Raw genomic sequence first — 19620 nt, forward strand, 5'->3', positions numbered from 1 at the left:
GCCATCCAGGCTTTCAGACAAAATTTACCCAGCCATTAGTTGATCTGCATCAATCTGGCGTAATCATGCATCCTTGCCACGCATGGCGGTCAACTCATTGAACACGAGAGCAACCAGTACGACGATGCCGCCATAGATACTGGCAGTAGCTGGCACCTCACCTGCACCTAGCCAGGCCCAGATCGGTGCCAGCAAGACCTCAAGCAGAGACAGCAAGGCAATCTCAGGCGCGGTCAGGCTATTCGAAGCCCTGACCATCAGCATGCAGGGCAAACCCAATTGAAAGAATCCGAGTATCGCCAGTATGCCAATATCATGCAGCGAGGCTTGAAAAGGCCAGGCAAATGGCAACATCATCAGCGCAGAGATAGTGCCACCTAAAAATACTGCCGGCACCAGGTCAACTGCATGGCCACCCTTTTTGAGAATGATGACATTGGCAGAAGCCGCCAGAGGTATGCCAAAGGCGATCAACATACCAATCATGCCCCGCTCATCGACTTCAGAAATACTGCCAACAAACATCCAGCCCATGCCTATGCAGGCTGCTGCAATCGCCCACCAGGTACGCGCCGGTATGCGCTGACTCAATACCAGCCACGCCAGCAGTGCTGTAAACAAGGGTGTCAGACTTTCCATGATGGAAGTATTCGCAACCGTAGTCATAGTCAGTGCGATCATGAAGCAGCTATACATGGTAGCCCACATGCAGCCTGATAAAAAACCTATCTTGCCCAATAATTTAAGGCGCGGTATGAAGGCCCATTTGTATTGCCTGACCATGACACCAGCAATGAAGACGGCGGCAAAAAAACTGCGCCAGAAAGTGACTTCAAAATCACGCGCAACTTCGAGATGACGGGTAAATACACCGGCAATACTCCACAAAGTAGCAGCACAAATCATGAGCATCACCGCTTTGCGGTGAGACATTGTATTTTGCATATGGATCCAAATAAAAAACCCGTTTGACTCTGACCAAACTGGCTAGAGCAAAACGGGTTGATCTTCATGCGGCAGTACTAAAATACTAGCTACCGCATTAGTCAGAACAGATCACCTTAGTCGCGTGATGCTTTTTTACGTTCATGCTCTTTCAGGTAGCGCTTGCGCAGACGAATGCTCTTAGGTGTAACTTCTACCAGTTCATCATCGTCAATAAACTCAACCGCGTATTCCAGGCTCAACTGGATAGGTGGCACCAGGCGTACCGCTTCATCCGTACCGGAAGAGCGAACGTTGGTCAATTGCTTGCCCTTGATCGGGTTCACAACCAGGTCATTGTCACGGGAATGGATACCGATGATCATGCCTTCATACACTGGGTCATTGTGGCTGACGAACATACGACCACGGTCTTGCAATTTCCAGATAGCGTAGGCAACTGCTGCGCCGTCATCTTGCGAGATCAGTACGCCATTGCGACGGCCGCCGAGTTCACCTTTGGAATTATCGACTGGTGCGTATTCATCAAACACGTGGCTCATCAAACCTGTACCGCGTGTCAATGTCATGAACTCACCCTGGAAGCCGATCAGGCCACGTGCAGGAATACGGTATTCCAGACGCACACGACCTTTGCCGTCCGGTTCCATGTTTTGCAGATCGCCACGACGACGACCCAGCTCTTCCATGACACCACCCTGGTTGACTTCTTCTACGTCAACTGTCAGGTTTTCATATGGCTCATGACGTACGTCGCCAACCATTTTGAAGACCACGCGTGGACGTGACACTGCCAGTTCAAAGCCTTCACGGCGCATGTTTTCGATCAGGATAGTCAGATGCAACTCACCACGACCAGAAACTTCGTACGTAGAATCATCACCTTCAGCCTGCACTACGCGCAAAGCCATGTTGGATTTCAATTCACGTTCCAGACGGTCACGGATTTGACGTGTCGTCACGAATTTACCTTCGCGGCCAGCTAATGGTGAGCTGTTAACCATGAAATTCATGGTCAGTGTAGGCTCATCAATTTTCAGCATGGGCAAGCCATCAGGCGTGTCTGGTGCGCAGATAGTAGAGCCGATACCGATTTCTTCAATACCGTTGATCAGGACGATGTCACCAGCCAATGCTTCATCAACCAGAACGCGGTCCAGGCCTTTGAATGTCAATACCTGATTGATACGTGCCTTGGTAGGCTTGTCTTCAGGACCATTCATCCAGACAACATCTTGCAATGCCTTGACGCGGCCACGCAGGATACGGCCAACGCCGATTTTACCAACGTAGGAAGAGTACTCCAGGGAAGTGATTTGCAATTGCAAAGGACCATCAGGATCATCTTCACGCGCAGGAACGTGTTCCAGGATAGCGTCAAACAATGGTTCCATATTACCATCACGCACTGTATCTTCCAGACCTGCATAGCCTTTGAAACCGGATGCGTAGACAATAGGGAAATCGAGTTGCTCGTCAGTTGCGCCGAGTTTGTCGAACAGTTCAAAAGTTGCGTTAACAGCTTTTTGTGGATCAGCGTTTTCACGGTCGATTTTGTTGACGACAACGATAGGCTTCAAACCCAAAGCCAACGCTTTACGCGTAACGAAACGCGTTTGTGGCATAGGGCCTTCTTGTGCATCTACCAGCAACAAAACGCTGTCCACCATGGACAAGACGCGTTCTACTTCACCGCCAAAATCAGCATGGCCTGGGGTATCGACGATGTTGATATGTGTGCCCTTGTATTCAACAGCACAGTTTTTGGACAAAATAGTGATGCCGCGCTCTTTTTCGATATCATTCGAATCCATAACACGGGCATCAACCTGCTGGTTGTCGCGGAAAGTACCGGACTGACGCAATAACTGGTCAACCAGAGTGGTTTTGCCGTGATCGACGTGAGCGATAATGGCGATGTTACGAATAGCGCGTTTTGAAGTAGACATGATAGCGTTCTTATTGGGTAAATCTATGAGGTAAATCGGATAACCTGCGATTATAACATGTTGCAGCGCAAAAGTAGAAAAACTCCTATTATTTCAAGGAGTTGCTACCGCGCGATGACACAATTAATGTTCAGTGGCAATCAGGCGCTCGGGCGCAAGTATGCCGTATTCCTGCAACTGGGCCGAACCCAGCAACTGCCCGTCTGATTCACGATAGACGCGAACTCGCCCAGTTTCAATGGCTAAATCTTCTTTATTTAATGGCAGACGCTGACCATGCAGGAAGCGGCGTGACAGTTCATCGGTCAGGTATACGGGGCCAAAACTGGACAATAAAGCATCAACGGGGTCCAGCAATGCTAGTCGATCTGGCTCTGGCAGACTTTCGAGATACTCCAGGGTAATGGATTTCTCCAATACCAGATGACCTACGCCGATGCGGCGCAATTCTTTCAAATGCGCACCACAACCCAACATTGCGCCTATATCCTCACCCAGCACGCGCACATACGTACCCTTGCTGCATTTGACTTTCAGACTCAAAAAAGGCGCTTCATACGCCAGCAATTCCAGCTCATGAATGATGACGCTACGTGCTTCACGTTCCAGTGTGATACCCGCGCGCGCATATTCATACAGAGGCTTGCCATCACGCTTTAGCGCAGAATACATGGGTGGCACTTGCTGTATCGGGCCAGCAAATTGCCTTAAAGCATGCTGGATTTGCACCAGACTGACATCAACTGGTTTGTCTTCCAGCACTTCACCTTCGGTGTCACCCGTCGTCGTTGTAATACCGAGGTGTACGACCGTGGTATAGGTCTTGTCAGCTTCCAGCAAATCCTGGGAAAACTTGGTGGCTTCACCAAAGCACAGAGGCAGCAGACCAGTGGCGAATGGATCGAGCGTACCGGTATGCCCGGCTTTGGCGGCATTCAGAAAACGCTTGGCCTTGATCAGGGCATCATTACTGGAAAAACCCACGGGCTTATCCAATAGCAATACGCCGTGCACAGGCACACGCTTTCGTTTAATCTGCGGAGTCGTCATGTTGTCAGCAGCCTGTTGCCAGGCTGCGCAATGTATCGTTCAAGATTTACTCTTCGCCGTCGTCTTTGGCGCGGGTGGCATTGGCTTCATCTATCAATCTCGACATGGCGATGCCACGCATAGTGGAAGTATCATGTACGAAATGCAGTTGCGGCAAGGTATGGATATGCAAACGCAGGCCCAGTTGATTGCGCAGGAAGCCAGATGCTTTGACTAAAGCTTCTATAGTGTTTTTGACGGCGACTGGGTCATCCACCAAGGTGGTGAAATACACTTTTGCATGGGCGTAATCAGCGGTCAACTGTACTTCAGTCAAGGTGATCATGCCTACACGTGGGTCTTTTAATTCAGACCAGATGATTTCTGCCAGGTCACGTTGAATCTGGTCTGCTACACGCAGGCCACGACCGGGGATATTTTTGCTATGTTTTGCCATAATTTTCTTACATCTCCATAAACCACAACCCCGGAACTAGTCCGGGGTTATCTTGAGTTACAGAGTACGTGCTATCTCTTGTACTTCAAATATTTCAAGCTGATCGCCAACCTGAATCTCGTTGTAGCCTTTCAGTGAAAGACCGCATTCCAGACCGGCCTTGACTTCTTTGGCATCGTCTTTGTAACGCTTGAGCGAATCCAGCTCGCCTGTCCAGGTAACCACGTTGTTGCGCAGCAAACGGACAGAGGATGTACGCCTGACCACGCCGTCGGTAACCAGACAGCCGGCAATCGCGCCAACTTTGCTGACCACGAAGACCTGGCGAATCTCGACCATACCAATGATCTGTTCGCGCTTCTCTGGAGCTAACATGCCGGACAAAGCAGCTTTGACTTCATCTACTGCATCGTAAATGATGTTGTAGTAGCGGATATCAACGCCGTTAGACTCTGCCAATTTACGAGCAGACGCATCAGCACGGGTGTTGAATCCGATGATGACCGCTTTGGAAGCGACAGCCAAGTTGACGTCGGACTCGGAAATACCACCAACTGCTGCATGTACGACTTGTACACGCACTTCGTTTGTCGACAATTTGACCAGAGATTGCACCAGCGCTTCTTGCGAACCTTGCACGTCGGTCTTGACGATGATAGGCAAGTTTTTGACTTCGCCTTCGCCCATGTTTTCGAACATGTTTTCCAACTTGGCAGCTTGCTGTTTCGCCAGTTTGACGTCACGGAATTTACCTTGACGGAACAAGGCGATTTCACGCGCTTTGCGTTCATCAGCCATGACCATGACTTCTTCACCAGCGGACGGCACTTCTGTCAAACCTTGGATTTCTACGGGGATGGATGGGCCAGCCTCGGAGATATTCGCGCCATTTTCATCGAGCATCGCACGGACACGGCCATAAGCTGAACCAGCCAATACCACGTCACCACGTTTCAAGGTACCGGACTGCACCAGGATAGTGGCAACAGTGCCGCGGCCTTTATCCAGGCGCGCTTCCACAACCAGACCTTTGGCAGGTGCATCTTTCGGTGCTTTCAGTTCCAGCACTTCAGCTTGCAACAAGACGTGTTCAAGCAAGGCATCTATACCCAAACCAGTCTTTGCAGATACCTGTACGAATGGTGAATCACCACCGTATTCTTCAGGCACAACGCTTTCAGCGATCAACTCTTGTGTCACGCGGTCTGCATTGGCACCTGGCTTATCAATTTTATTGATAGCAACTACCAGAGGCACACCAGCTGCTTTCGCATGAGCAATCGCTTCTTTGGTTTGCGGCATGACGCCGTCATCAGCTGCCACCACCAGAATAACAATATCCGTCGCCTTGGCACCACGGGCACGCATCGCGGTAAACGCTTCATGGCCTGGTGTATCAAGGAAGGTGATCATGCCACGTGGTGTTTCAACGTGATAAGCACCGATATGCTGCGTAATGCCACCAGCTTCACCAGAAGCGACTTTGGCACGACGGATGTAATCCAGCAAGGATGTTTTACCGTGATCAACGTGACCCATGACAGTAACCACAGGTGCGCGCGGGAAGGACTCATATTCACCATGCTCTGTCGTGTCCGTCAGCATGGCTTCAGGATCATCCAGTTTTGCAGCAAAGGCTTTATGACCCATCTCTTCAACCAGGATCATTGCTGTTTCCTGATCAAGTACCTGGTTGATGGTGCACATCTGACCCAGCTTCATCAAATGCTTGATGACTTCTGATGCCTTGACCGCCATTTTGTGCGCCAGCTCAGCTACAGTCAGGGTTTCAGGTACAAACACATCTTTGACGATGGCTTCAACCGGCACCTGGAAATTGCTTTCGCGGTCATCATGATGACTATTGCGACGACCTTTAGGGCCGCCCTTCCAGCCATCACGGCCACCTGAAGTATCACCACGTGTTTTCAGACCGCCGCCACGCTTCTTGGCCGCGTCTTCTTGCCAGGTCGAGGACACATTGGCAGATTTAATTGCCTTCTTGTCGCCAACGGCTGGTTTTTTCTCGTCTTTTTTCTCTACTGGTGCGCCAGGCTTTTTCTCAGCCACTTTTTTATCAGCAGGCTTGTGCAAAGTACCTTCGGCAACCTTTGGCGCTACTACAGGAGCAGGCTCAGGCGCTTTGGCTGGGCGACGTGCCGCGTTCATCATTTCTTTGATTTGCGCAACTTCATCAGCCACAGCTTTTCTGGCTTTTTCAGTAGCAGCAGCACGATCGGTCGCTTCTTTTGCGTCGGCTACCGCTTTTTTCTTCGCCTCTTCTGCATCAATACGTTTTTTGTCTTCGTCAGCAGCGGCTTGAGCAGCTTGCACAGGCTTCACCTCTGCGGGCTTGACATCTGAAGGCCTGGCGTTAGCGCTGGCATTGAGTGCCTTGGCGGCAGCAGCAGCTTGCTCAGCCTTGCTTTTTTCAGCTTCAGCTTTAGCCGCTTCTGCCAATTCAGCTTCGCGCATGGCTTTTGCCTGAGCTTCTTTTTCCGCTTCCAGCTTGGCCAAACGTTCTTGCTTCTCGAGCAACTCAGCCTCCTGACGTGCGATCAGCTCTGCTTCATGGCGCGCTTCTTCATCAAGGCGCGCCTGTTCTGCTGCATCCACTACCGGTGCTGGAGCCTGCGCTTCATCAGCAGGAGCATCATCACGCTTGACGAAAGTACGTTTTTTACGAACTTCAACCTGAATGGTACGAGACTTCCCAGTCGCATCGGCTTGCTTGATCTCGGTCGTTTCCTTACGAGTCAAGGTTATTTTTTTCTTTTCGGTGTCCGCAGAAACGCCGTGGGAACGACGCAGATGTTCCAACAACTTATCTTTGTCTTCCTTCGTCAGCGAATCTGACGTTGAGCTCTTACTGACGCCCGCTGCACGCAATTGCGTGAGCAGCAAATCTGCTGACATCGTTAGCTCGGTGGCAAATTGGGCTACATTGTTACTCGCCATTCAGTCCTCTTTTTCTATGTGCGCGTTATGAGATTGAAACCCGTGAATTACTTAGCTTCTACGAGTTTCCAGGCTTTGGCTAACAGCGCCTTGGCCTGATCATCATATTTAGCGTCGATGAGTTTCATCTCATCATCGGTCACATCTTCAAATGCATCTTTAATTAATTGACGGGTACGGTCGGCAGGCAATGCCAAAATCGCACCAAATTCGTCATAAGCCAATCCAGCGAAAGCCGCCAGGGTCTTGATACCAGCCAAACCCAGCTTACCTGCCGTCACGCGGGTCATACCTTCGAGATTGACTAATTCATCCTCCATACCTTCGAGGCCTTCTTCAGAAGCAATTGCTTCTGTCAACAAAGCGTCACGAGCGCGGTTACGCAACTCATTGACGGTATCTTCATCAAAGGCTTCGATTTCCAGCATTTCACTGATAGGTACGTAAGCGATTTCTTCCAAACTGGAGAAACCTTCGTCCACCAGGATGTCAGCGACTTCCTGGTCAACGTCGAGTTTTTCCATGAACAGACTGCGGATGCCGGCAGTTTCTTGCTCGGCTTTATTCGCAGACTCTTCAGCAGTCATGATATTGATTTGCCAGCCTGTCAATTCAGCTGCCAGGCGGACGTTTTGTCCACTGCGGCCGATAGCAATTGCCAGGTTTTCTTCATCAACAACCACGTCCATGCCGTGTTTTTCTTCATCCACCATGATGGATGAAACATTGGCTGGTGCCAGCGCGCCGATAACAAATTGCGCCGGATCTTCAGACCACAGCACGATATCAACACGCTCACCACCCAGCTCGCCAGTTACAGCCTGTACGCGTGAACCACGCATACCGACGCAAGTGCCGATAGGATCAATACGTTTGTCGGCTGTAAACACAGCAATTTTTGCACGCACACCAGGGTCACGTGCAGCAGATTTAATGATCAGGGAACCTTGTTCGATTTCTGGCACTTCCAGCTCGAACAGCTTCATGATGAATTCTGGCGCAGTACGCGACAAGATGACTTGCGGGCCACGGGCATTGCGGTCTATGCGCAAAATGTAGGCACGGACACGGTCACCAACACGCAGATTCTCTTTAGGGATCATCTGGTCACGTGGCAGACGCGCTTCAATCTTGCCGGACTCAACCACGGCTTCTCCACGTTCCATACGCTTGATGGTACCTGTTACCAGGGAATCACCACGTTCCAGGAAGTCAGCCAGAATTTGTTCACGTTCTGCATCACGGATACGTTGCAAGACAACTTGCTTGGTGTCTTGAGCAAAACGGCGACCAAAATCAACCGATTCAATTTCTTCTTCGATGTAATCATCGACCTGAATTTCAGGGTCGTCTTCTACTGCTTCAAAATGCAGAATTTCCTGATCTGGCAATTGCAGACCTGCTTCATCCGGCACCACGTGCCAGCGGCGGAAAGACCTGAATTCACCAGTGTCGCGGTCGATTTCTACGCGAATATCGACTTCACCGGGAAAACGTTTTTTTGTCGCTTGCGCCAAAGCATGTTCCAGCGATCCGAAAACAACCTCTTCATCGACGTTCTTTTCGCGCGCCAGCACATCCACCAATAACAACAAATCACGACTCATGCTTTGCGACTCCTAAAATCCACTTGCGGCACGAGGCGTGCCTTATCCACATCGGCGAGCGTAAACTCCAGCATGGCCGACCCATCTTTTACTTCAAATTCCAGCTTCAGATTTTCACCTTCAGGTTCGTGCAAGATGCCTTCGAAAGTTTTGCGATTTGGCGTGCCCGGCATGGGCATGCGCAATTTCACATTGGCTTTCTCACCAGCAAAACGCACATAGTCAGCGATTTTTTTGAGTGGCCTGTCGAGACCAGGAGAAGAAGTCTCAAGGCGGCTGTAATTGACGTTTTCAACCGTCAGCACATGCGATAACTGGTGACTGACTTTTTCGCAGTCTTCCACCGTGATATTGCCGCGCTCTAAATCTTCCGGCAAATAATCAATATAAACCCGGAACAGGCCGCGCTCGGCCTGCTCAAAGTCCACCAGATCATATCCAGTACCGTTGACGGTCTTTTCTATCAAATCCAACAAAGCCAAACTTATTCTCCGAAAAACACACTGACAATTTGCAAACCGGGCGAAACCCGCTACAGGCCTGGCGATTCGGGCTGTTGAGCGCTGCGCCGCAACTCTCTCAACACGATATCAATCGCTAAAACCAAAAAAAAATGGGCAACTGCCCATCTTTTTTTGTAGCGCCCTGATTTAAATTCAAATAAAGGCAAAATCTGCTAACTACAAGATTATAAACGATAAATTACCTCGTCGCAATGGAAAACGAGGTAATTTCAACACGTCCCGCTACTGCAAAACGCTTAAAACAACCGAAAAACATTACGCGCCACGTGAGCGCCTGCGCGCTGCAATTCCCTGGCCTATGGCCTGACCACTGCCACGGGACGTAGGGCCACGACGCTGTCCAGCATCAGGAAAACCCAGTGCCGTTTGCAGCGGATCTGGCTGGCGGCTGCGCTTTTTGCCATTAGCGTTGTTGGCATTATTACCAGCACCATTACCCACCCCATTGCCAGCGCCATTACGCGCATTACCTGAATTGCCACCAGTTTTGTTGCCATACGCATTGTTGCCGTTGGCATTGCCGCCACGACCCGCACCATATTCAGCACGCTCAGCACGGCCACTTGACATAGGGAAGCCAACTTGCCTCTGGCTAATTGGACCAGTACCAAAGCCGGGCGCCTTATTGCCAAATGGCTTGCCGCCTTTGACTGGCGCAGCGGGCTTATCGCCACCAGCTTTTTCCAGACCACTCAGCTTCAACAAGGCGCGGACTGCATCTTCTTCCAACTCTTCCCAGCGACCGCGCTTGAGGTTGGCAGGCAGGGTCATGGCACCATAACGGGTACGTATCAGACGTGAAACTGTCAAACCGACCGCTTCGAACATGCGACGCACTTCACGGTTACGACCTTCGCCAATGATGACGCGATACCACTTATTAACACCCTCACCACCACCATCAGTGATTTTGGAGAATTGCGCCAAGCCATCTTCCAGCTCAACACCAGCCAGCAGACGCTGACGCATACCCTCTTCCAACTCACCCAGGGTACGCACGGCGTATTCACGTTCGATGCCATAACGAGGATGCATCAGGCGATTTGCCAGGTCACCGGATGTGGTGAACAGCAACAAACCTTCGGTGTTGTAATCGAGACGGCCAACCGCCAGCCATTTACCAACCTTCATGGTTGGCAAGCTTTCAAATACGGATGCACGACCTTCAGGATCATTGGTACTGACGATTTCACCAGCCGGCTTATGATAAATCAGTACGCGTGGTGGTTTTTTACTGACTTTGCGCATAATGGGCTTGCCATTGATACGCACCTGGTCAGTCGGCAGAATTCTTTGGCCAATATGGGCTGGCTCGCCATTCACGGAGACACGGCCAGCAACAATCAGCTCTTCCATGTCGCGGCGCGAACCTAGGCCAGCTTCAGCCAATACCTTATGCAATTTAGGCGCATCATCATCCGCAGTCAGATCACGACGCACTGGCTTGCCACGGCCTTTGCCCTTGGCATCCTCCGCACTACCCGAGTCAAACGCCTCGGAAGTGACGAAGGAAAACACATCATCGGCATTATTGCCAGCACCTGGACGACCACCGCGAGTTTGTTGCTGCGGACGATTGGATTTGTTGGCACCTGGCTGACCAGCATTTTGACGTGGGCCACGCTCATTGCGGTCACCACGCTCAGTACGTTCGGTGCGCTCACCACGATCCGGGCGCTCTGCGCGATCAGTACGCTCACCACGGTCAGCGCGGACTGGGCGCTCAGCTTTTTCGCCCCGCTCTGTCCGCTCCACCCTTGGCGCACGTTCTGTGCGGGGCGGGCGTTCTGTGCGAGGTGCGCGTTCGCTGCGCTCAGCAACTTGCTCAGTGCGCACCACAGGCTCGACAACTACAGGAGTTTCCGGCACAACAACTACTTGATCCGCAACAACATCTGCAATCTTAGCCTTGCTACGGCTGGCGCGTGGCGCTGCCCCAGGTTCTTTAGGAGTACGCGGCGCGCGCGGGGCACGTGCTTTTTTAACTGGCGCTTCTTCAGCATCAACGGCTGATACTGTCACTGCTACAGTTGCCATTGCTGCTTCTGTAGCCCCTGCTGATTGCTCTGCATTCTCTTGCTTAGGCTTGGATCGGCTTACACCAGTACGCGGGGCACGCGGAGCGCGCTTTACCGGTTTTGCGTCATCACCACCAGCAGGGCCATTATCATTTGCGCCCGCACCATCAGCTTGGTCAGCATTCACATCTTCAGGATTCATTGGATTCATTCTTCAGTTCTATTGGAGGCAACTGACTCGCTGCAGCGCCCGGTACACTATCCGGTGCCGCAGTATCGGCTACCTGATCACTCAATTGCGTGACAGGTTGAGAATCTCCCCCAACCTCACTTATTTCTTCAGTTACTTCTCTTGTTATCTCTTCTGATACTTCTACAATTTTTGCTTCGCTTGCAATTTCAGCCTGCACTTCTGCGTCGACTTCTGCAATCTCTTCTGCGTTCATCACAGCATCAATTTCAGCGCTAACTTCCTCTTGCAACCCTTGCTCAGACTCAACTTCCATATCTTGCACGGCCTCTATCTGTTGCTGCTGCAGTTGCTGAACATCTTGCATCGCAGGCTCCGCATCAGAAACCACCAGCATTTCAGCATCAGGAGCAGGCTCGCCATAGGCGACAGGCTCCAATGCCAATGCATCTGCCTCAACAGCAGCAAACATGCCACCACCCAGAGCCGCCAGTTCAGGAACCAGCTCTTCTTCGGCATCCCGCTTCACCTGCTGCAGAGGCGGCAACTGGTCCAGCGAAGACAAACCCAGGTCATCCAAAAAATGCTTGGTTGTAGCAAACAATGATGGCCGTCCCGGCACATCCCGGTGGCCTATACTCTCTATCCAGCCACGGTCTTCCAGGGTCTTGATCATCTGCGACGCCACGGTCACACCACGAATTTCTTCTATGTCGCCGCGTGTTACCGGTTGACGATAAGCAATAATCGCCAGGGTTTCCAGCGTTGCTCTTGAATACTTTGGTGGTTTTTCCGGGTTCAACCTATCTATATAGGCGCGCATTTCTGGCTTGCTTTGAAAACGCCAGCCTGTCGACAAAGCAACCAATTCTATACCCTTGTCGGACCAGTCCTGGCGCAAACCTTCAAGCATCAGTTTGATGGTATCCGCGCCGACCACATCACCTTGATCATCCGCATCCTGGAACAGCTTTTTCATGGTATTGACTGTTAGCGGCTCTGGCGCGCATAACAAGGCTGTTTCGAGGACTCGCTTTGCCTCAGCAGTATTCATGCAATATTAAAGTACACGGGTTTATTTTATTTAGTTGATGTCATGCAGCAAGGCAACTGATACACCAGTTACCATCTTTGCCATTACTCACACCAGTATTGTATTAAATTTGTTGCCACCAATCTGGTAGCAACGCCCTTCATGCGGGCGGCTGGGACTGCATGGAGCGCGCAAAGAACTTAGCAGCGCACAATCCCTAAAATTAGTAGACACTGGATTGTAGTCCAGAAATTAGCAGACGATCAAAAAATATCGTCAATAACCAATAAAAAAGCCACGCTGAAACGTGGCTTTTCTCAATAATTCTGTCTGCAATGGAGTGAATAACGCGCATTAGCTGCGCACACCTCAAAATCTGCACCTAACCCGGAAAGCCAACCACAAGCCTTCCAACAACATTCTGCATATGACTGCAAGGGAGCGAGATTACCACGCATTCAGGAAGTTTGCACGGAAAATCTGGGCAAGCTTAGCTACAATAAAATTAACCTACGATTACATTGCAATTAATTTAACCATCAAACTTTAATCAGACTGCCGCGTATAACTCACAGTCAGCATTTCCCACTGGTGCCCATCAGGCTCATTCCAGTAAATCATATTCCCGCCATAATCGGTATTGATTTGCATATCCATGGGCCCGCGCACAAAACTGCGATAAGGGATGTCGGCAGCCTTGATACGCCCCAGTATTTCATCAAACTGCTGCTGGTTGACCCGAAAGCAAAAGTGATAGACAGAGAAATCTTCATCAGTCTGGATAAAATCCAGCGTCAAGCCCTCATTCACGAACACCGGCGCAAGTGGCCCCAAAGCCGTTGGCGCCCAGGGCACACCCAGCAAATCGCCAACCGCTTTGCCGAAGCCAGCTTGTCATGTGAAGGGACTATCGTGTGATCCAGCTCAATACTCATGGCATCTCTCCTTGCTAAGCTAAATTCAGACTTTGCAATAATAGCTTTCATTTTACTCACTTTTACTGCATGTGCCTCGCAAGGGAAGCCACCCTTTTTCAATCCAGCAAAAATCACTGACAAAGCTTGCCCCGACACCACAAATTTGCAATAAGTACACAATCAGCTTAGAGTAAAGTATCGCAATCCAAACCACCTGACCAGGAATGGATGTATGAATCAGACTATAGCAGCAGGCATGCAAACACTCAAAAAGCCTTTTGAGGGCACCTCGACTGCCATCGTCAACAGCAATGATGGCAACAAGATTCAACTGGCAGAAACTCTGCACAAGGGACAAAATCAGTCGCTGGAAATGATCGCCAAAGGTGCAGCACTGGCAGACATACTGTCTCATCTCATGCTATTGATAGAATCGCAGTCGCAAGGGGTGTATTGGCTGGCAGAGCGCACCAGCGACTTTTCCACCACCTATGCCAAAGGCCTGAAGCGCAGCACCCTGGAAAAATACATGGCCGACGCCAGGGAAGCCAGCCTGATCCTGCAACGCAACCTGCAACGCGCTGCGGACCTGGTCAGCAGCTTCAAACAAATCGCCGTTGACCACACCACCGCTGACATGCAAGAGTTTTCGGTCGCAGAACTGATCACAGAAATCAGCCAGACATTCAGCACGCCCATGAGGCAACAATCCATACAACTGACGTGCGACATTGCCGACCACATGCACATAACCAGCCTACCCGCCCTGCTAGGCCAGGCCGTGCAAAACCTGCTAAGCAACTGCATGGCACATGCATTCGAAGGCAGAGACAAAGGCAGACAGCAGCACAGAAATCAGCATCACAGACGACGGCACAGGCATACCACCTCACAACCTGCCCCGCATCTTCGACCCTTTTTTCACCAGCAAACTAGGCGCAGGCAGCTCTGGCCTGAGCCTGTACATCGTACACAATATCGTGTGCGGGGTTTTGAATGGGAAGATAGAGGTGGAAAGCGTCATAGGTAGCGGAACCACATTCAGGATTGTTTTGCCGTCGACCTTGCAAAGTGAGGTTTTTGGCTAAGAATACTGAGACAAGAATTATCCTTAACGGATATTTGCGCCAAAGACGTTTTATTGTGAACTTCAACAATCACAACTCCATTGATATCCGCCTTAATCTAGACATAACAGACCGCGTCATCATCAAATAGACAGGCACTCTGCTTGGCATCGTCCATGCAGGCGATTCACCGCCAAGCCAGCCCCCTCCCCTACGCTTAATAGAGCATGCAACCCGCAGCTTAAAATTTGCGTTTTAAAATATCAATTTATTAATTGATTAAATATAAATAATGGTGTATTTTACATCATAGCTTATACATCCCTGAGCTTTGTCATTGAGTCCAGCCAAATATCGTATTGGTGGGATTTGCATCTTGGTATTAGTGGAGCCTCCCACCCCTCAGGCTCCAGTAATTGCTTCAAGAAAATTGAAATTAAACGTTTCGTTCTCTATTTGACGCACGATTAAACTTGAGAAGCCATGTCAAATACTAGCTTACCCGGCGTTGTCCAAAGCGCGCCCAGCACTTCCCTGGTCATTGAAGCAGATATTGTTATTACTGTCGGCGGCAGCACAGTTGTTTTTCTCGATAGTGCGCAAAGAACGATCTGCCATTCCAGTATTGTTGGCCATCTCAAAGCATGGTCACCCTCGGCGGCGAGTGGACTGTTACAGCCTACTCGATGGCGCAGTCCTATGTCAGTGAACCTGTGAACGGTATTGGCATTATCAAAGCTCTGAGCTGCATCAACGCCGGTGACGGTGTACCACAGTATTTGATTCTTTCCTGAATTATCAATAAGTAGCAGTTTGACCGTTGGTTGGGGGCATATTGCACCGTCTCATGTCAGATTGGACATGCAGTCTATGGATGCTGTTTTTGATACTTTTTTTGATGCTCTTTTAGACGTTTTTTTTTGACGTATTTTTGCATCAAGGCCGCTAAGCCCTTTGTTGGATATACGGCATTTGCACAAATGGTTATGCGGGAGGATGTCTTCCGTCAGAAATGCCAACAAGCTTCTCTATAACAAAGAATGGAATGTTTATGAAAAAAATCATCCCGCAGTGCCGCCTTTCAGCAAGCTTAATAAGCTCGATAAGCTCGGCTGCTGTCATTGCAATTGCTGCCATCGGCATCATCACTGCACTTCCCTCAATCGCTCTGGCACAACAGAGCCCGGCTTCAAGTACCAGTACCATAAGCTGCAATGCCAGTTCCACGTGGGTCAGCAACCCGTCCTTGCCGGGCGACGTGCAGAATACTGATAATTGCAGTTTCCAGCAGTATATGTGGCAGGCCATGCTGTATTTGGTGCAGCCGGTAGCAACAGGCAGTAAGGTTTTGCAATTTAAAACCTTTATGCCTAGTTATGGCATTTTTGTTGATCCGGGCAAGACGCCGACCGCATGGGGAAAAGTACCCAAACCGACGTATTGCAAAGGACCATCCACCTTAAAACAGAGCTTAAAACAGAACTATGTTTTTTCTAATCTGACCTTGCAGGCGGGAGTTGGGCAACCATTGATCGACAAATCGCTGAACCGGGTTTTTTACGGCGTATCGGTGAATAAACCGAGCTATGACTTCATCACCGGTTGCGGTTTGTACCAGGCGCAGTGCAGTTTGACTCTTGCGCCAGATCTGGTTGATCCGCCTGGTTACAAGGTAGTGGATATTCCAGGCTTGTACCCGGATCTGGAGTTCCCCACCGGCGCAATGCAATTGAAAACCGCATGGAAAATTTTGACGCCCGATGAAATGGCAGGCAAGACCTTTTATAGCACGAAGGGTTCAGTTAAGTCACCCGACAAGAACTGCATGGAAAATGTGGATCTGGGTCTGGTGGGCATGCATATCGTGAGCAAGACACCGACCCAACCAGAGTTTATCTGGGGTACCTTTGAACACCGTAATAACGCTCCGTATTGTTCCACGACCGATGCCAAACCCCCTCTGGGCGGAAACTGGACTTTTTATAATCCCAACTGCACTGGTGGCAACTGCACCCCCAATCATTATGCCGAAGGTAAGGCCACCCAGGTTTGCACCATGCACCCTTGGGGCGACCCGACCATTGGCACCATGCCCAATAATTTGAATTGTAGCTCCACTCCGCCGCCTGGCTATATTTGCGACCCGGATACCCAAAAGTTTGTCATACAGCCCAGCACCGCCAATTTGCAGGCATTGGATATATCAGTGCAAAAAATGCTGGCGGCATTGCCTGCAGGTGACGCGAATAAATTGTGGGCCAATTATTCACTGGTCGGCAATGTATGGACAGCCAGGGGGACCTTGCCACCGTCGATGCAGGTGCAGGTCGGGTCCTTGTCGGGCTCAAACAATAGCATGGAAACCTATGTGCAGAATGGTGTCTCCAATATTCAAAATCCCTACAATTGCTTCAGTTGCCATAACCAGGATGGCAAGAGTAAAGGCCAATCACTGAGTGAGGCAATCAAAGTCCAGTTGCCGCCAGCCGGACTCTCTCACATCTTCAATTTACTGAATCTGAAAACCAAAGGTTGCAGCACAGGCGTGCTGCCAAGCAACGCAATGTGCGCCGCCAACGGTGGCCCTAGAAAATAAAAACCGTTTGCAAAAAAAGAGGAATTGACATGAGCTATTTGACATATCCAAGATTGCACTTTAGCGGTGGCTTTTTGGCTGACCCAAGCACGGTGAACAACACACCGGACAACTATACCGATGCGAATGATGACATCGCAAAGTTGCAGCTTTACTGGAATCCGAACGGCACCGGAATTTTTGATTTTCAAAGCTGTCTTGTCACCAAGGTAGTCTATGGTCCCGGCGATGAAACTACCGACCCCGCTGTTGATCCAGTGATTGGGCAACCAGTCAATGCCGTGTATGCGATGGCAGCACCGAAGCTGGTTGACCTCGACCCGGATCAGCAAAATACCAGCGAAATATGGGGACTGAGCTTGCAAGTGGCTGGCATTAGCGCCAACCCGGCATCGATCAGCGATTTTGTCCGCGGTGATTATGTCGCTGGCTCGTATAACGCGGTCTGGGCGCAGGCCATCAACGGCCCACGAAGCTCAGGCAGTGGTTGCGGCGTATATCAATCAAGCTTGACCAATTTGAGCTGGACGACTGCGGCAAAACCACAGTCTAAATTTCTCAGTCTGCTCCAGCAACAATCACCACAACAATTGAGCGTCAATTTTGTGGTGAATGCGCATAACAATGCGCCAGTGATCTATTTGTTCAATACGGATACCTTGCAGGCATTGGTGAAAAAAGGCGTACCCGCCAATATCGTTGACAAATTACTGCCCATGACCCGATATTTCATGAACCTCGGTAGTAATGGCTTACCTGCCAAGCTGGGCCAGGTTCCGACTGAATCGTATGTCAATAATCGGCTCACTATTTTGTTAGGGCAAGCCGACGCCGATACCTATCGCGCCACTATCCAGGCAACGACCCTGGCACCGCCACCGTCGCCAGTGCCACCGCCGAACATCAATACTACGTTTCCAACCGGCTTGTTAACTGGCACGATAGGGCCGCAGGCTACGGCGACCCCTGTGTTTTATACGCCATCACGCATGATGGCGCCAATTGCGCTGCCCAATAGCAATACCCAATGTAATTTTGCCCCGTTCTGCACGCAGGTGCTGAGCGATAGCAAGGATAGCAAGGAAGTATTGATCACCGTTAATCTGGGCAACACGCTCGCCACCGATAAGCCCGGTTATAACGACCCAGCGCAGGGTTTCGGGGTTGCCTTGTATGCGTTGGGCGATCTGTTTTTGGTCTATTTTGATCAAAGTCAGGAGACGGGCATTAGTTTGAACAATGCTGTTGCTATCGCCGCTTTGCCAAACGACCCGACCCAGATGGCAGAGTTGATGACAGTGAGCGGTGGCATTCTGACGGTGAAAGTCAATCCTGCCTTACTGCCACCTGGCTTGACTGTGCAGCAGGCGGAACAGGGGGTACTGACGATGCCCTTGGGTCTAGTGGGAAAAAATACATTTTTTCAAATTATCTGGCTGGCAGAAAATATCCATGGCTATAATTTGCGGGCCGATCAGTTTGTTTTCAGGATGAACCCCGGTATTACGTCGGGAGCTAACGGCGAAACGGCGCTGGTTCGCTTATATGCCACCAAGTTTGGGCAACCTGCGGCCAATATCGGCCTCCAGGCAACGCTGATGTCGCCGGAAGATTCCGTGAAATACACTAGCAATACCATGGGTACTGGCGGCACTTCTGGATTGAAAAACATCGCGATACCGCAAAGTGCCTTGTCTTTCAGCGCTGCGCCTGTGTTGACCAATGCGCAAGGCATGGCCGAATTGAAAATCGTTGGCACTGACCCTGGTTTTCCGCGCGCCAGTCAAAACGTCGATGGGCAAATTTACTTTGTGCGCTACAATTTTGCCGATCAGACTATCGCGCAAAGTTACACCCAGCATCCCGACGATTTGATTAGTATCCTGCTGTTTAGCCAGCAGACCTTCCCCGATAGCCCGACTTGGGATAATTGCATCCAATTCATTCTGCCGCAGTATGCCAAGCTGTATCCGATCATGGGCCGTTTCAAGCTGGACGACTATGCGACGGTGGTTCAATATGCCGAACCTATCCGCACGGTGCTTGCCAAACCAATGGATGATGCCTTGCATATGCCGGTAATCCGGGATTTATCGATTCAGCGCACGCAAATCATCCTGAAGTGGTTTGACAACAAGACGCCGAAATAAGGCATTATCCAAGCTATACCAAGCTTAAACATCTGCGCACAAGGCTCTCGAGGCTATAGGTTTCGAGAGCCTGCCCGACGATCTCGCCAACTCATGCCTGCGCATAGCGCAGCATATTTGCACGTATGTTGTGATTGCCTTGCGTAGAGGTTATATTCCCATGCCTCACAAAAAAAATCA

15 protein-coding genes are annotated in these 19620 nt (G+C 50.4%); 4 read left to right on the forward strand and 11 right to left on the reverse strand.

Features of this window, described 5'->3' with window-relative positions; all coding sequences use genetic code 11:
• Positions 1-63 precede the first annotated feature (63 nt).
• The 11 genes from H8L47_RS03020 to H8L47_RS30415 form a co-directional block, all read right to left on the reverse strand.
• Positions 64-933 carry a DMT family transporter gene (locus H8L47_RS03020; RefSeq protein WP_230413553.1) on the reverse strand — a complete coding sequence of 290 codons (870 nt, stop codon included), beginning with the start codon at positions 931-933 and terminating at the stop codon, positions 64-66.
• Between the two features lie 128 nt (positions 934-1061).
• A complete protein-coding gene (gene typA, locus H8L47_RS03025; protein ID WP_186951740.1) occupies positions 1062-2894 on the reverse strand; it encodes a translational GTPase TypA in 1833 nt (610 codons plus the stop codon).
• 123 nt (positions 2895-3017) lie between these two features.
• On the reverse strand, positions 3018-3944 hold the full coding sequence (gene truB, locus H8L47_RS03030; protein WP_186951741.1) for a tRNA pseudouridine(55) synthase TruB: 927 nt from the start codon (positions 3942-3944) through the stop codon (positions 3018-3020).
• A gap of 46 nt (positions 3945-3990) precedes the next feature.
• Positions 3991-4380 carry a 30S ribosome-binding factor RbfA gene (gene rbfA / locus H8L47_RS03035; RefSeq protein ID WP_186951742.1) on the reverse strand — a complete coding sequence of 130 codons (390 nt, stop codon included), beginning with the start codon at positions 4378-4380 and terminating at the stop codon, positions 3991-3993.
• A 57-nt stretch (positions 4381-4437) separates the two neighbouring features.
• Positions 4438-7338 carry a translation initiation factor IF-2 gene (gene infB, locus H8L47_RS03040; protein WP_186951743.1) on the reverse strand — a complete coding sequence of 967 codons (2901 nt, stop codon included), beginning with the start codon at positions 7336-7338 and terminating at the stop codon, positions 4438-4440.
• 47 nt (positions 7339-7385) lie between these two features.
• Positions 7386-8945 carry a transcription termination factor NusA gene (nusA, locus tag H8L47_RS03045; protein ID WP_186951744.1) on the reverse strand — a complete coding sequence of 520 codons (1560 nt, stop codon included), beginning with the start codon at positions 8943-8945 and terminating at the stop codon, positions 7386-7388.
• Positions 8942-9427, reverse strand: coding sequence for a ribosome maturation factor RimP (gene rimP, locus H8L47_RS03050; protein ID WP_186951745.1), 486 nt, complete (start codon positions 9425-9427; stop codon positions 8942-8944). The genes nusA and rimP overlap by 4 nt, the downstream gene beginning before the upstream one ends.
• Positions 9428-9724: 297 nt before the next feature.
• On the reverse strand, positions 9725-11689 hold the full coding sequence (locus tag H8L47_RS03055; protein ID WP_186951746.1) for a pseudouridine synthase: 1965 nt from the start codon (positions 11687-11689) through the stop codon (positions 9725-9727).
• Positions 11679-12731 carry an SMC-Scp complex subunit ScpB gene (gene scpB, locus H8L47_RS03060; RefSeq protein WP_186951747.1) on the reverse strand — a complete coding sequence of 351 codons (1053 nt, stop codon included), beginning with the start codon at positions 12729-12731 and terminating at the stop codon, positions 11679-11681. Before scpB ends, H8L47_RS03055 begins: the two co-directional genes overlap by 11 nt.
• Positions 12732-13256: 525 nt before the next feature.
• Positions 13257-13565, reverse strand: coding sequence for a VOC family protein (locus H8L47_RS03065; protein WP_230413554.1), 309 nt, complete (start codon positions 13563-13565; stop codon positions 13257-13259).
• A gap of 483 nt (positions 13566-14048) precedes the next feature.
• On the reverse strand, positions 14049-14369 hold the full coding sequence (locus H8L47_RS30415; protein ID WP_186951748.1) for a hypothetical protein: 321 nt from the start codon (positions 14367-14369) through the stop codon (positions 14049-14051).
• Between the two features lie 70 nt (positions 14370-14439).
• Here H8L47_RS30415 and H8L47_RS30420 point away from each other — a divergent pair, with 70 nt between their 5' ends.
• The 4 genes from H8L47_RS30420 to H8L47_RS03090 all read left to right on the forward strand — a co-directional run bounded on the left by H8L47_RS30420 (position 14440) and on the right by H8L47_RS03090 (position 19440).
• The gene (locus tag H8L47_RS30420) at positions 14440-14715 is read left to right on the forward strand and encodes an ATP-binding protein (protein ID WP_186951749.1); all 276 of its coding nucleotides are present in this window, start codon (positions 14440-14442) and stop codon (positions 14713-14715) included.
• Between the two features lie 462 nt (positions 14716-15177).
• Positions 15178-15411: a hypothetical protein gene (locus tag H8L47_RS03080; RefSeq protein ID WP_186951750.1), complete on the forward strand. Its 234-nt coding sequence runs from the start codon at positions 15178-15180 to the stop codon at positions 15409-15411.
• Between the two features lie 334 nt (positions 15412-15745).
• Positions 15746-17290 (forward strand): hypothetical protein, encoded by a 1545-nt coding sequence (locus H8L47_RS03085; RefSeq protein ID WP_186951751.1) that lies wholly within the window; start codon positions 15746-15748, stop codon positions 17288-17290.
• 29 nt (positions 17291-17319) lie between these two features.
• Positions 17320-19440 (forward strand): hypothetical protein, encoded by a 2121-nt coding sequence (locus H8L47_RS03090; RefSeq protein ID WP_186951752.1) that lies wholly within the window; start codon positions 17320-17322, stop codon positions 19438-19440.
• Positions 19441-19620: the final 180 nt, after the last annotated feature.

The sequence above is a fragment of the Undibacterium umbellatum genome (assembly GCF_014284125.1).
In the GTDB taxonomy this organism is placed as follows: domain Bacteria; phylum Pseudomonadota; class Gammaproteobacteria; order Burkholderiales; family Burkholderiaceae_D; genus Undibacterium; species Undibacterium umbellatum.

Coding starts and splice junctions, on each gene's coding strand:
- infB (WP_186951743.1), bottom strand. CDS start 7,338: ATGGCGAGTAACAATGTAGCCCAATTTGCCACCGAGCTAACGATGTCA.
- H8L47_RS03020 (WP_230413553.1), bottom strand. CDS start 933: ATGTCTCACCGCAAAGCGGTGATGCTCATGATTTGTGCTGCTACTTTG.
- typA (WP_186951740.1), bottom strand. CDS start 2,894: ATGTCTACTTCAAAACGCGCTATTCGTAACATCGCCATTATCGCTCAC.
- H8L47_RS03090 (WP_186951752.1), top strand. CDS start 17,320: ATGAGCTATTTGACATATCCAAGATTGCACTTTAGCGGTGGCTTTTTG.
- H8L47_RS03055 (WP_186951746.1), bottom strand. CDS start 11,689: ATGAATCCTGAAGATGTGAATGCTGACCAAGCTGATGGTGCGGGCGCA.
- scpB (WP_186951747.1), bottom strand. CDS start 12,731: ATGAATACTGCTGAGGCAAAGCGAGTCCTCGAAACAGCCTTGTTATGC.
- nusA (WP_186951744.1), bottom strand. CDS start 8,945: ATGAGTCGTGATTTGTTGTTATTGGTGGATGTGCTGGCGCGCGAAAAG.
- H8L47_RS03085 (WP_186951751.1), top strand. CDS start 15,746: ATGAAAAAAATCATCCCGCAGTGCCGCCTTTCAGCAAGCTTAATAAGC.
- H8L47_RS30420 (WP_186951749.1), top strand. CDS start 14,440: ATGCATTCGAAGGCAGAGACAAAGGCAGACAGCAGCACAGAAATCAGC.
- truB (WP_186951741.1), bottom strand. CDS start 3,944: ATGACGACTCCGCAGATTAAACGAAAGCGTGTGCCTGTGCACGGCGTA.
- H8L47_RS03080 (WP_186951750.1), top strand. CDS start 15,178: ATGTCAAATACTAGCTTACCCGGCGTTGTCCAAAGCGCGCCCAGCACT.
- rbfA (WP_186951742.1), bottom strand. CDS start 4,380: ATGGCAAAACATAGCAAAAATATCCCCGGTCGTGGCCTGCGTGTAGCA.